At 74.8% G+C, this 13,668-nt stretch carries 11 protein-coding genes; 10 read left to right on the top strand and 1 reads right to left on the bottom strand.

Annotated elements, in window-relative coordinates:
• Positions 1 to 129 precede the first annotated feature (129 nt).
• From hrcA to WA762_RS18550, 9 genes are all read left to right on the top strand, one after another.
• Complete coding sequence (gene hrcA, locus WA762_RS18510; protein WP_335936938.1) at positions 130 to 1,146, top strand: heat-inducible transcriptional repressor HrcA; 1,017 nt, start codon at positions 130 to 132, stop codon at positions 1,144 to 1,146.
• A complete protein-coding gene (dnaJ, locus tag WA762_RS18515) occupies positions 1,147 to 2,286 on the top strand; it encodes a molecular chaperone DnaJ (RefSeq protein WP_335936940.1) in 1,140 nt (379 codons plus the stop codon).
• Between the two features lie 126 nt (positions 2,287 to 2,412).
• Positions 2,413 to 3,489: a nitronate monooxygenase gene (locus WA762_RS18520; protein ID WP_335936941.1), complete on the top strand. Its 1,077-nt coding sequence runs from the start codon at positions 2,413 to 2,415 to the stop codon at positions 3,487 to 3,489.
• Positions 3,486 to 4,232: a 16S rRNA (uracil(1498)-N(3))-methyltransferase gene (locus WA762_RS18525; RefSeq protein ID WP_335936942.1), complete on the top strand. Its 747-nt coding sequence runs from the start codon at positions 3,486 to 3,488 to the stop codon at positions 4,230 to 4,232. The genes WA762_RS18520 and WA762_RS18525 overlap by 4 nt, the downstream gene beginning before the upstream one ends.
• Before the next feature lie 85 nt (positions 4,233 to 4,317).
• Positions 4,318 to 4,860 (top strand): hypothetical protein, encoded by a 543-nt coding sequence (locus WA762_RS18530; protein ID WP_335936943.1) that lies wholly within the window; start codon positions 4,318 to 4,320, stop codon positions 4,858 to 4,860.
• A 78-nt stretch (positions 4,861 to 4,938) separates the two neighbouring features.
• Positions 4,939 to 8,178: a S41 family peptidase gene (locus WA762_RS18535; RefSeq protein WP_335936944.1), complete on the top strand. Its 3,240-nt coding sequence runs from the start codon at positions 4,939 to 4,941 to the stop codon at positions 8,176 to 8,178.
• Between the two features lie 144 nt (positions 8,179 to 8,322).
• Positions 8,323 to 8,682, top strand: coding sequence for a histidine triad nucleotide-binding protein (locus tag WA762_RS18540; protein ID WP_335936945.1), 360 nt, complete (start codon positions 8,323 to 8,325; stop codon positions 8,680 to 8,682).
• Positions 8,683 to 8,716: 34 nt separating this feature from the next.
• A complete protein-coding gene (locus tag WA762_RS18545) occupies positions 8,717 to 9,631 on the top strand; it encodes a ribonuclease Z (protein WP_335936946.1) in 915 nt (304 codons plus the stop codon).
• Positions 9,632 to 9,804: 173 nt separating this feature from the next.
• On the top strand, positions 9,805 to 10,800 hold the full coding sequence (locus tag WA762_RS18550; RefSeq protein WP_335936947.1) for an adenosine deaminase: 996 nt from the start codon (positions 9,805 to 9,807) through the stop codon (positions 10,798 to 10,800).
• On the opposite strand, the gene WA762_RS18555 is transcribed toward WA762_RS18550, so the two are convergent.
• Positions 10,764 to 12,110, bottom strand: coding sequence for an MFS transporter (locus WA762_RS18555; protein ID WP_335936949.1), 1,347 nt, complete (start codon positions 12,108 to 12,110; stop codon positions 10,764 to 10,766). The genes WA762_RS18550 and WA762_RS18555 overlap by 37 nt on opposite strands.
• A 351-nt stretch (positions 12,111 to 12,461) precedes the next feature.
• Between WA762_RS18555 and WA762_RS18560 the strand changes: the two genes are divergently transcribed.
• The gene (locus WA762_RS18560; RefSeq protein WP_335936950.1) at positions 12,462 to 13,652 is read left to right on the top strand and encodes a carbohydrate kinase family protein; all 1,191 of its coding nucleotides are present in this window, start codon (positions 12,462 to 12,464) and stop codon (positions 13,650 to 13,652) included.
• Positions 13,653 to 13,668: the final 16 nt, after the last annotated feature.

Raw genomic sequence — 13,668 nt, forward strand, 5'->3', positions numbered from 1 at the left:
CCGGTCGGCCGCCGTACACTGACCGGGGGATTGCTGGCACTCGCGCCGACAGAGTGCCAGGCGGTTCCCGGGGAAGGAACCGGGCACGGCCGGGAACGCCGTCGAAACCACCTACTGGAGGTGCGCGCGATGCTCAGCGAACGCAGACTCGAAGTGCTGCGCGCCATCGTCCAGGACTACGTGGGCACCGAGGAGCCCGTCGGGTCCAAGGCGCTCACCGAGCGGCACAAGCTGGGGGTCTCCCCGGCCACCGTGCGCAACGACATGGCGGTGCTGGAGGACGAGGGCTTCATCGCCCAGCCCCATACCAGCGCCGGACGCATCCCGACGGACAAGGGCTACCGGCTCTTCGTGGACCGGCTCGCGGGCGTCAAGCCGCTCTCGTCGCCGGAGCGCCGCGCCATCCATCACTTCCTGGACGGCGCGGTCGACCTCGACGACGTGGTCAGCCGCACCGTGCGGCTGCTCGCGCAGCTGACCCGGCAGGTCGCCATCGTGCAGTACCCCTCGCTGACCCGTTCGACGGTGCGGCACGTGGAACTGCTGTCGCTGGCGCCCGCCCGGCTGATGCTCGTGCTGATCACGGACACCGGCCGGGTCGAACAGCGCATGATCGACTGCCCCGCCCCGCTGGGCGAGACGGTCCTCGCCGACCTGCGGGCCCGTCTCAACAGCCGGGTCGTCGGACGGCGCTTCTCGGACGTCCCGCACCTGGTGCAGGACCTGCCGGAATCCTTCGAGAGCGAGGACCGGGGGACCGTGTCCACCGTGCTCTCCACCCTGCTCGAAACCCTGGTCGAGGACACGGAGGAGCGCCTGATGATCGGCGGCACCTCCAACCTCACCCGCTTCGGGCACGACTTCCCCGTGATGATCCGGCCGGTGCTGGAGGCGCTGGAGGAACAGGTCGTGCTGCTGAAGCTGCTCGGCGAGGCCACGGACTCGGGCATGACCGTACGCATCGGGCACGAGAACGCCCACGAAGGGCTCAACTCCACGTCCGTCGTCACAGTCGGCTACGGTTCTGGCGGCGAGGCGGTCGCCAAACTCGGCGTGGTCGGACCGACCCGCATGGACTACCCCGGAACGATGGGAGCGGTACGCGCAGTGGCACGTTACGTCGGACAGATCCTGGCGGAGTCGTAAGTGGCCACCGACTACTACGCCGTACTCGGCGTACGCCGCGACGCGTCCCAGGACGAGATCAAGAAGGCATTCCGGAGGCTCGCCCGCGAGCTGCACCCGGATGTGAATCCCGATCCGAAGACCCAGGAGCGGTTCAAGGAGATCAACGCCGCCTACGAGGTGCTGTCGGACCCGCAGAAGAAGCAGGTCTACGACCTCGGCGGCGACCCGCTCTCCGCCTCCGGCGGCGGTGGCGGCGCGGGCGGCTTCGGACAGGGCGGCTTCGGCAACTTCTCCGACATCATGGACGCGTTCTTCGGAACCTCGTCGCAGCGCGGGCCCCGCTCGCGCACCCGGCGCGGCCAGGACGCCATGATCCGGCTGGAGGTCGACCTCGCGGAGGCCGCGTTCGGCACCACCAAGGACATCCAGGTCGACACGGCCGTCGTCTGCACCACGTGCAGCGGGGAGGGCGCCGCCCCCGGCACCTCCGCCCAGACCTGTGACATGTGCCGCGGCCGCGGCGAGGTCTCCCAGGTCACCCGGTCCTTCCTGGGCCAGGTCATGACCTCGCGGCCCTGCCCGCAGTGCCAGGGCTTCGGCACGGTCGTGCCGACCCCCTGCCCGGAGTGCGCCGGGGACGGCCGCATCCGGTCGCGCCGCACGCTCACCGTGAAGATCCCCGCCGGCGTCGACAACGGCACCCGCATCCAGCTCGCGGGCGAGGGCGAGGTCGGCCCCGGCGGCGGCCCGGCCGGCGACCTGTACGTGGAGATCCACGAGCTGGCGCACCCGGTGTTCCAGCGCCGCGGCGACGACCTGCACTGCACCGTCACCATCCCCATGACGGCGGGCGCGCTCGGCACCAAGGTGCCGCTGGAGACGCTCGACGGCCTGGAGGAGGTCGACATCCGGCCCGGCACCCAGTCCGGCCAGTCGGTCCCGCTGCACGGACGCGGCATCACCCATCTGAGAGGCGGCGGACGCGGCGACCTGGTCGTGCACGTCGAGGTGATGACCCCGACGAAGCTCGACGCGGAGCAGGAGCGGCTCCTGCGCGAGCTGGCGAAGATGCGCGGCGAGGAACGGCCCACCGGCCAGTTCCAGCCCGGCCAGCAGGGCCTGTTCTCCCGGCTGAAGGACGCCTTCAACGGCCGCTGACCGGCCGCGACGCACCACTGCCCGGCCGCGGGGCCGGCCCGCTCGACGGGCCCGCGCCGCGGCCGGCGGCCGACCGGACCGCAGGCCGCGCACGCGGGGGCGTGCCGGACGTGACACGATGCGGTCATGTCATCCGTGTTGACCGATCTCTGCCGGTATCCGATCGTGCAGGCCCCGATGGCGGGCGGCGCCTCCGGGCCGCAACTCGCCGCCGCCGTCTCGGAGGCCGGGGGACTGGGCTTCCTCGCCGCCGGATACAAGACGGCCGACGGCATGTACCACGAGATCAAGCAGCTGCGCGCGCTGACCGGGCGGCCCTTCGGCGTCAATCTCTTCATGCCGCAGCCCGCCCTCGCCGACCCGGGCGCCGTCGACGTGTACCGGCACCAGCTCGCCGGCGAGGCCGCCTGGTACGAGACGCCGCTGGGCGACCCGGACGCCGTCGGCGGCGACGACGGCTACGAGGCCAAGCTCGCCGTCCTGCTGGACGACCCGGTGCCGGCCGTCTCGTTCACCTTCGGCTGCCCGACCCGCGACACCCTCGACGCGCTCGCCGGCGTCGGCACGTACACCGTCGTCACCGTGACCACGCCCGAGGAGGCCCAGGCCGCCCGCTGGGCGGGCGCCGACGCGGTCTGCGTCCAGGGCGTGGAGGCGGGCGGCCACCAGTCCACCCACCGCGACGACCCGCTGGCCGACGGCACCGGCATCGGCCTGCTCTCCCTGGTGGCGCAGGTCCGCGAGACCGTGGACCTGCCGATCGTCGCCGCGGGCGGGCTGATGCGCGGCTCCCAGATCGCCGCCGTGCTCGCCGTGGGCGCGCAGGCGGCGCAGCTGGGCACGGCGTTCCTGGTCTGCCCCGAGTCCGGGGCGAACCCGCTGCACAAGCAGGCGCTGACCAACCCGCTGTTCGCGGGGACCGCCCTGACCCGGGCGTTCTCCGGCCGCCCCGCCCGCGGCCTGGTCAACCGCTTCATCCGCGAGCACGGGCCGTACGCCCCCGCCGCCTACCCCCAGATCCACTACCTGACCGCCGGACTGCGCAAGGCGGCGGCCGCGTCCGGGGACGCCCAGGGCATGGCCCTGTGGGCCGGGCAGGGCCACCGGATGGCCCGCGAGCTGGCCGCCGGACGCCTGGTCGACCTGCTCGTCGAGGAACTGGACGCCGCCCGGACGGCACTGGACGCGGGGAGGGCGCGGTGACCGCACCGGTCTTCGTCGTCGAACGGGTCCCCGAGGGGCCCGAGTTCGTCCTGGACGGGCCCGAGGGACGGCACGCCGTCTCGGTGAAGCGGCTGCGGCCCGGCGAGGACGTCGTGCTGACGGACGGCCAGGGACACTGGGCCGAAGGCGTCGTCGGCGCCGCCGAGGGCAAGGACCGGCTCCTCGTCACCGACCTGTCCGGCGTCCACGAGGAACCCCGGCCGGAGCCCCGGATCACCGTCGTCCAGGCCCTGCCCAAGGGCGACCGGGGCGAGGTCGCCGTGGAGACGATGACGGAGACCGGCGTCGACGTGATCGTGCCCTGGCAGGCCTCCCGCTGCATCACCCAGTGGAAGGGCGAGCGCGGCCTCAAGTCCCTCGCGAAATGGCGCAACACCGCCCGGGAGGCGGGCAAGCAGTCGCGCCGGGTGCGCTTCCCCGAGGTGGCCGACACGCTGACGACCAAACAGGTCGCCGCGCTCCTGGGCACGGCCGGCTTCGCCGCCGTCCTGCACGAGGACCGCGACTACGCCGGCGAACCGCTGGCCGCCGTGCAACTCCCCGCCCAGGGCGAGATCGTGCTCGTCGTCGGCCCCGAGGGCGGTGTCTCGCCGGACGAGCTCGCCGTCTTCACCGAGGCCGGCGCCCGCGTCTGCCGCCTCGGCGCGAGCGTGCTGCGCACCTCCACCGCCGGCACCGCGGCGACGGCCCTGCTGATGGGGCGCACCGGCCGCTGGGCGTGAGCGCCCTCCCGCGCGCCGGTACCACCCCCGAAGTCGCCCGCAAGCCGTCTACCGTCCCACGGGAGAACGGTGAGAAGCTGCCCGTATGGGGACAACAAGGGCATGGCGCCGCCATGGAATCCGTCGTTTTCTGGCCGCGTCCGCGCTCACGGGCGCGGCGGTCGCCGGGATCGTCGCCTGTGACCCGGCAGGTGGCCTGAACTCCGCGTCCATCGCCGTCACCACCGACCGCACCGGCACCAGCGCCCTGCGGAGCAACGGCGTCGACGTCCGCTGGCTGAGCTGCTCGGCCGGCGTCGACGGCGTCCCGGGGGGCGGGGCGGCGAACGCCTCGCCCGCCTTCTCCGCGCCCCGCTCCGGGCACGTCGACTGCACCGGGAGGACCGCCGACGGCCAGGACGTCACGATCAGCGGCAGCGTGACCCAGGCGCTCGACGGGCGGTGCGTGCGCGGCGACCTGACCGCGCGGGCCGGCGGCAGGGACGTGTTCCGGACGGATGTGCTCGGCGACTGCCACGCCCGGCCGACGTTCGGCGTGGCCCGCCCGCCCCGGGACATCGGCCACGGCGGCGCCCGGCCCGCCGTCACCGTCACCGTCACGGTGACCGAAACGCCCTGGGACAAGTGAGCGCCGCGGCCTCGGGCGTCCGACGGACTCCGGCCAACCCGGTACCGCGGGACACGCCCGCGGCCTAGGGTGATCGGTGTGACGCAGTCTGCCTACCTCCGATACCCCCATGTCCAGGGCGATCTGATCGCCTTCACCGCCGAGGACGACGTCTGGCTGGCACCGCTGGACGGCGGCCGCGCCTGGCGCGTCAGCGCCGACAACCGGCCCGTCACCCAGCCGCGGATATCCCCGGACGGAACCCGCATCGCCTGGACCTCCACCCGGGACGGGGCCCCCGAGGTGCACGTCGCACCCGTCGACGGCGGCCCCTCCCGGCGACTCACCTACTGGGGCGACGCCCGTACCTCCGTGCGGGGCTGGACGCCGGAGGGCGACGTCCTGGCCATCAGCACCCATGGGCAGGCGTCGCTGCGCCGCAGCTGGGCCAGGGCCGTTCCGGTCGACGGAGGACCCGCCCGGACCCTCCCGTACGGACCGGTCGGCTCCGTCGCGTACGGGCCCGGCGGACGGGTCCTGCTGCTCTCGGCCACCATGGGGCGCGAGGCCGCCGCCTGGAAGCGCTACCGGGGCGGCACCGCGGGCAAGTTGTGGATCGAACGGGACGAGCGGCCGGAAACGGCCGACGGACCGGCGGAGTTCATACGGATCCACGCGGACCTCGACGGCAACATCGAGGCCCCGATGTGGGTGGGCGAGCGCATCGCGTTCCTCTCCGACCACGAGGGCGTCGGCGCCGTCTACTCCTCCCTCCCCGACGGCTCGGACCTGCGCCGCCACACCGGCGTCGACGGCTTCTACGCCCGCCACGCCACCACCGACGGCACCCGCGTCTGCTACGCCTCGGCCGGCGAGCTCCGGCTCCTGGACGACCTGGAGGGGGCCGAGCCGCGCCGCCTCGACATCCGGCTCGGCGGCCAGCGCGCCGACCTCCAGCCGCACCCGGTGCACGCCGGCGGCCACCTGGAGACCGCGTCCCCCGACCGCACCGGACGCGGCAGCGCGGTCGCCACCCGGGGCGCCGTCCACTGGGTCACCCACCGCGACGGCCCGGTCCGCGCCCTCGCCGCCGAACCCGGTGTCCGGGCCCGGATGCCCCGCACCTTCCAGGCCGAGGGCGAGCAGCACGTCGTCTGGGTCACCGACGCCGAGGGCGAGGACGCCCTGGAGTGCGCCCCCGCCACCGGCGCCGCACCCGGCGCGGTGCCCCGCCGCCTCGCCGCGGGCCGCCTCGGCAGGGTCCTCCGCCTCGCCGCCGCGCCGGACGGCAGCCGGTTCGCCGTCGCCGCCCACGACGGGCGGGTGCTGGTCGTCGAGCGGGAGAGCGGCGAGGTCCACGAGGTGGACCGCAGCGAACACGGCGACGCCTCCGGCCTGGTCTTCTCGCCCGACTCCAGCTGGCTCGCCTGGTCGCACCCCGGACCCGATCCGCTCCGGCAGCTCAAGCTGGCGCACCTCGCCGACCTGTCGGTGGCCGAGGCCACCCCGCTCCGCTTCCGCGACTTCGCCCCCGCGTTCACCACCGACGGCAAGCACCTGGCGTTCCTCTCCGAGCGCTCCTTCGACCCGGTCTACGACGCCCACGTCTTCGACCTGGCGTTCATCGGCGCCTGCCGCCCGTACCTGATGACGCTCGCCGCCACCACGCCCTCCCCGTTCGGGCCGCAGCGCCACGGCCGCCCGGCCGAGAAGGAGAAGGGCGGCGGGGACGGCGAGGACAACCCGACCGCGCTGCCCGTGACCCGCATCGACCTCGAAGGGCTCGCCGACCGGATCGTGCCGGTGCCCGTCGAAGCGGGCCGGTACTCCTCGCTGCGCGCCGCGAAGGACGGGCTGCTCTGGCTGAGCCACCCGGTGACCGGGGTGCTCGGCACCAGCGGCGCCACCCCCGACTCCCGGGAGCCCGAGACCGTCCTGGAGCGGTACGACCTGGAGAAGCCGCACTGCGAGGAACTCGCCTCCGACGTCAGCGGTTTCGCGGTCAGCGGCGACGGCCGGCGCCTGGTCCTGCACACCCGGGGCAAGCTGCGCGTCGTGCCGTCCGACAGCCGGGTCCCGGCCGGGGACGACGACCACGACGGCGACAACGCCGTCACCGTCGACCTCTCCCGGATCCGCCGCACCCTCGACCCGGCCGCCGAATGGCGCCAGATGTACGACGAGGCCGGGCGCATCATGCGGGACAACTTCTGGCGCCCCGACATGGGCGGCGTCGACTGGGACGGGGTCCTCGACCGCTACCGCCCGGTGCTGGAGCGCGTCGCCACCCACGACGACCTGATGGACCTGCTGTGGGAGGTGCAGGGCGAACTCGGCACCTCGCACGCCTATGTGACGCCCCCCGGCTGGTGGCGCGACGAGGCCACCCGCCAGGGGCTGCTGGGCGCGGACATCTCCCGTACGGACGAGGGCGGCTGGCGGATCGACCGCGTCCTGCCGTCCGAGACCTCCGACCCGCGGGCCCGCTCGCCGCTCGCCGCCCCCGGGGTCGCGGTGCGCGCCGGGGACACGGTCCTGGCCGTCGACGGGTGCCCGGTCGACCCCCTGACCGGGCCCGGACCGCTGCTCACCGGCTCGGCCGGCAAGCCGGTCGAGCTCACCGTCTCCCCGGTGGACGGCGGCGACCCGCGCCATGTCGTCGTGGTGCCCGTCGCCGACGAGGAGGCGCTGCGCTACCACGCCTGGGTCGCCGACCGCCGGGCGTACGTCCACGAGCGGTCCGGCGGACGCCTCGGCTACCTCCACGTCCCCGACATGGTCGGCTCGGGCTGGGCGCAGCTCCACCGCGACCTGCGCGTGGAGGTGGCCCGCGAGGGGCTGATCGTGGACGTCCGGGAGAACCGCGGCGGCCATACCTCCCAGCTGATCGTGGAGAAGCTCGCCCGGCGCATCGTCGGCTGGGACGTGCCGCGCGACATGCAGCCGTACAGCTACCCCGGGGACGCGCCGCGCGGTCCGGTGGTCGCCGTCGCCAACGAGTTCTCCGGCTCGGACGGCGACATCGTGAACGCCGCGATCAAGGCGCTGGGCATCGGTCCGGTGGTCGGCGTCCGCACCTGGGGCGGCGTGGTCGGCATCGACAGCCGGTACACCCTCGTCGACGGGACGCTGGTCACCCAGCCCAAGTACGCCTTCTGGTTCGAGAACCTCGGCTGGGGCGTGGAGAACCATGGGGTCGACCCCGACGTCGAGGTCGTGACGACGCCGCAGGACCACGCGGCGGGACGCGACCCGCAGCTGGACGAGGCGATCCGGCTCGCGCTGGCGTCACTGGCCGAGACCCCGGCCAAGCGCGCGCCCCGGCGGCCGGGGGAGTAGCGCTCCCCGCCGGACCGTGCACACGGTCCGGCCGCCGGTCCGTCGCACCGGACCGCCCGCGACCGCACCGGCCCCGCGGGCGGTCCCGGGCGCCCCGATACCATGCCGTACAACGATCGCCACCGACCGAGGAGCCGACCCCCCATGGCGGGAGAGCCGCAGCCCGACTGCCTGTTCTGCAAGATCGTCTCGGGCGACGTCCCGGCGACCATCGTCCGGGAGACCGAGACCACCGTCGCCTTCCGGGACATAAACCCCCAGGCGCCCACCCATGTCCTCGTGATCCCGCGCCTCCACCACCCGGACGCCGCCGCGCTCGCCGCCGCCGCGCCGCAGGTCGCCGCCGACGTCCTGCGCGAGGCGGGGAACGTCGCCGCCGACGAGAAGATCGTCGACACCGGGTACCGGGTCGTCTTCAACACCGGCTCCGGCGCGGGCCAGACCGTGTTCCACGCGCACGCCCACGTCCTGGGCGGCCGCGGCATGCAGTGGCCCCCCGGCTAGGCCGCGGCGGAACAGCACCGGACGAGCGCACACCGTGTCCGTACGCGAACTGGTGGTCCTCGGCACCGCCAGCCAGGTCCCGACCAGACACCGCAACCACAACGGCTATCTGCTGCGCTGGGACGGCGAGGGCATCCTCTTCGACCCCGGCGAGGGCACCCAGCGCCAGATGCTGCGGGCCGGCGTCGCCGCGCACGACATCGACCGGATCTGCGTCACGCACTTCCACGGCGACCACTCGCTGGGCCTGGCCGGGGTGATCCAGCGGATCAACCTCGACCAGGTCCCGCACCCGGTCACCGCCCACTACCCGGCGAGCGGCCGGCGCTTCTTCGAACGGCTGCGGTACGCGACCGCCTACCGCGAGACCGTCGAGCTGACCGAGGCGCCCGTCGCCGCCGACGGGGTGCTCGCCGCCACGGACGCCTACACGCTCAGCTGCCGCCGGCTCTCGCACCCCGTCGAGTCGTACGGCTACCGGCTCGTCGAACCGGACCGGCGCCGCATGCTGCCCGACCGGCTCGCGAAGCACGGCATCCGGGGGCCGGACGTCGGCCGGATCCAGCGCGAGGGCGCCCTCGGCGGCGTCACGCTCGACGAGGTCTCCGAGCACCGGCCCGGCCAGCGGTTCGCGTTCGTCATGGACACCCGGCTCTGCGACGGCGTCCACGCCCTCGCCGAGGGATGCGACCTGCTGGTCATCGAGTCGACCTTCCTCGACGAGGACGAGCGGCTCGCCACCGAGCACGGCCACCTGACCGCCGGTCAGGCGGCCCGCGTCGCCCGGGACGCGGGCGTGCGGCACCTCGTGCTGACCCACTTCTCCCAGCGGTACGACGACCCGGCCGTCTTCGAGGACCGGGCCCGCGCCGCCGGTTTCGAGGGCGAGCTGACCGTCGCCCGCGACCTCGACCGCGTCCCCGTGCCCACCCGGCGCCGCCCCTCCTGACCGGGCCCGGCCCGGGACGCCCGGCGCCGCCCCTCCCACCGGCCGCCGGGCTTAGCCTGGGACGACCGGCGCCGCACCGGCACGCCCCGGCGGCCCGCGGAACGCCGACGCCGTCCCGAACGACCGGCACCGCCCCGAACCATCGGCACCACCCCTGTGAGCGTGAAAGACCCGTGCAGCACCTCCCCAAAGCCGAGCTCCACCTCCACATCGAGGGAACCCTCGAACCCGAACTGGCCTTCGCGCTCGCGGAACGCAACGGCGTGCGCCTGCCGTACGCGGACACCGAGGAGCTCCGCCGGGCCTACCTCTTCGACGACCTGCAGAGCTTCCTCGACCTCTACTACGCCCTGATGGCGGTGCTCCGGACCGAGCGGGACTTCGAGGAACTCGCCGACGCCTACCTCGCCCGCGCCGCCGCCCAGGGCGTCCGGCACGCGGAGATCTTCTTCGACCCGCAGGCGCACACGGCCCGCGGCGTCCCGATCGGCGCCGTCGTCGAGGGGCTCGGCCGGGCGCTGGACCGCAGCGAGGAGCGGCACGGCGTCTCCACCCAGCTGATCATGTGCTTCCTGCGGGACCAGTCCGCCGAGTCGGCCCTGGAGACGCTGGAGTCCGCGAAGCCGTATCTGCGCCGGATCAGCGCCGTCGGCCTCGACTCGGCGGAGGTCGGGCACCCGCCCGCCAAGTTCCGCGAGGTGTACGAGGCGGCCGGGGCGCTCGGGCTGCGCAAGGTCGCCCACGCCGGCGAGGAAGGCCCGGCCGCGTACATCCGGGAGGCCCTGGACGTGCTCGGCGTCGAGCGCGTCGACCACGGGCTGCGCTGCATGGAGGACCCGGAGCTGGTGGAGCGACTGGTCGCGGAGCGCGTTCCGCTCACCCTCTGCCCGCTGTCCAACGTCCGGCTGCGCGCCATCGACACCCTGGAGCGGCACCCGCTGCGGGAGATGATGGCCGCCGGGCTGCTCTGCACGGTGAACTCCGACGACCCCGCCTACTTCGGCGGCTACGTCGGGGACACCTTCCACGCCGTCCACGAGGCCCTCGGCCTGGAGCGGGAGCAGCTGCGCACCCTGGCCCGCAACTCCTTCGAGGCCGCCTTCCTCGACCACGACGAGGAGCGCAGGGCCCGCTATCTGGCCGAGGTCGAGGCGTACGAATTCGACTGAGCGGGACCGGCCGCCCGGAACGCGTCCCGGGCCGGGCGCCGGCCGCGCAGCGCGGGCGGGCTGATCTCCGCGACGGCCTGCTCCGGCGCGCCGAGCTCCGGCACCGGTCCGGGCACCGCGCCGCTGCGGACGGCGAGCAGCGCGGCCGGGGCGCCGCCCCTGCGCCGCACCGCCCCCGGCAGCAGGGGGCGGCCGCCGGTGTGCAGGGCGACGGCCGTGAACGGCAGGGCGACCAGCAGCGTCACGGCGCCCAGCAGCAGGCCCATGACCGGGAATCCGGCCCGCTCGGACAGCACGCTGCCGAGCACGGGCCCGCAGGCCACCCCGACGGACGAGGCGGACCCCGCCAGGACCGCCCACCGGCCGCGCACGTCCAGGGACGCGGCCAGGCCGATCAGATAGGACAGGACCACCGGGTAGACGGTGTTCCACAGGATCTCGCCGACCGCGAACGGGCCGAGGCTCCCGGCCGACGAGCTGACCACGATGCTCGCCGCGATGACCGCGGTGCCCAGGCCGATCGGCACCGCCCGGCCCAGCCGGGCCCCCAGCACGCCGGCGCCCGTCACCCCGAGCAGGCCCGCGCCGAGCGCGACGGCGAACACCGCCCCGACCGCGACCTCGGAGAGCCCGGCCTGGTCCGAGCCGATCCGGCCGCTGACGCCCCACAGCGCGTTCTGCGCCATGGACCAGACGAGCATCCCGCCCGCCAGCACCAGCCCGGAGCGGCGGTGCGGCAGCCGGCGCGCGACGGGGGCCGCCGTCCCGCCGCGCGCCGCCCCGCCGAGCCGCGCGGTGGCGGGCCAGACCAGCAGGGCGACCACGGCGATCGACGCGAACGGCAGCCGGTGGCCGCCGCCCAGGTGCGGGATCGTCAGATAGAGGGCGCCGGCCGTCGCGGAGACGCTGAGCAGCCCCAGCGACGAGGTCCGGTGCGGGTCCTGCCGGGCGGCGATGCCCGCCGCGGCCACCGCGGTCGCCGTGCCGGAACCGAGCCCGCCGACCACCGCGCCCGCGACCACCAGCGGCACCGAGCCCGCCAGCGCCGCGCAGCCGTACCCGGCCATGGCGAGCAGCAGCCCGGTCCGGGCCGCCCGCCGCGGCCCGAACGACTCCACCCGGCCCGCCAGCGTGAACCCGGCGGTCGCCGAACTCAGCAGCAGGGCGCTGCCCACCAGACCGGCCCGGGTGGCGCCCAGGCCCAGATGGACGGAGAGCCGCCCGACGACGGTGGGGAGCAGATAGGCGGCCAGGTAACCGGCGGTGAACACGGCGACCAGGGGCCACGCGGCGCGCGGGCGCGAGGACATGGGCGTTCCAGACGAGGACATGCCGAAGACGGCAGGGAGGGGGAAGGCAGGGCGGAACAGGGTGGAGCGGGGCAATACGGGGGAAGTGGCGTGCACCTCGGCAAGAGTCGCCAACCGGGCTCGCGGCCCAATTTGTATCAACTGCTCGCGGCCCATCGAAAGCCGTCATTATGTGATCTGAGTCACAAAAGAGTTTGGGTGTGGGGCGGTCGGGTAGTCGCTTGCGTTTACGCAGGTAGGAGCCCCTGTGTCGAGGGCCGGCGCACGCCCTTCGGGAGAGACGGCGCGGACCCTGCGGCGGCGGGAGCGGATCGGGCACACTGGCCGGACCTGTGACGACCGGGAGCGCACGTGAGCAAGGACACCGCGGACATCGACCCCCTGGACGGGCTGCGCGCCCCGCAGGACCCGGCCTGCGACGTCTTCCTCACCGGCACGGTCTTCCTCGACATCATCTTCACCGGCCTGGACAGCGCCCCGGTGCGCGGCACCGAGACCTGGGCGCGCGGCATGGGCTCCAGCCCCGGCGGGGTCGCCAACATGGCCACCGCGCTGGCCCGGCTCGGGCTGCGCACCTCGCTGGCCGCGGCGTTCGGCGACGACCACTACGGGGAGTACTGCTGGGACGCCCTGGAGCACGGCGAGGGGATCGACCTGTCCATGTCGCACACCGTCCCCGGCTGGCACTCGCCGGTGACCGTGTCGATGGCGTACGAGGGCGAGCGCACCATGGTCTCGCACGGCCACGAGGCCCCGGGTCCCACGGGCGCCGCGGGGCCCGCGCACGCCGCGGCCCCCGTGCACGCGCCCGTGCACGCGCCCGGTCCCGCGGGCGCGCACGGGGCCCCGCCGCCCGCCGAGGAGCCGGTCTTCCCGTGCTGCCCGCCGCGCGCCCGGGCCGCGGTCGCCTCGCTGGCCCCCGGCCGCAGCGAGCCATGGGTGGCCGCGGCGGCCCGGAACGGCGCCCGGATCTTCGCCGACGTCGGCTGGGACGAGACCGGGCGCTGGGACCTGGACGCCCTCACGGACCTGGAGCACTGCCAGGCGTTCCTGCCCAACGCCGAGGAGGCGATGCGCTACACCCGCACCGACTGCCCGCGCGCCGCCGCCCACGCCCTGGCCGAGCGGGTGCCGCTCGCCGTGGTCACCCTGGGCGCGGAGGGCGCGTACGCGGTGGACGCGGCGACCGGGGCCGCCGCCGAGGTGCCCGCGATCGAGGTGGAGGCCCTGGACCCGACCGGTGCCGGGGACGTCTTCGTCGCCGGATTCGTCACCGGCACCCTGGCGGACTGGCCGCTGGCCGACCGCCTGGCCTTCGCCGGGCTGACCGCCGCGCTCTCGGTGCAGGAGTTCGGCGGCTCGCTCTCCGCGCCGGACTGGGACGAGATCGCCGCCTGGTGGCAGCGGGTGCGCACCTTCCCCGACCAGGACCCGGCGGCGCTGCGGCGGTACGCCTTCCTGGAGCACCTGCTGCCCGCCGCCGCCCGGCCGTGGCCGCTGCGCCGGGCCGTGCCCACGATCGGCTTCCGCCGCCCCGGGTGACTGTTCGCACGCGTGT

Origin of the sequence: Streptomyces tyrfis, assembly GCF_037034285.1 — a bacterium.
In the GTDB taxonomy this organism is placed as follows: Bacteria; Actinomycetota; Actinomycetes; order Streptomycetales; family Streptomycetaceae; genus Streptomyces.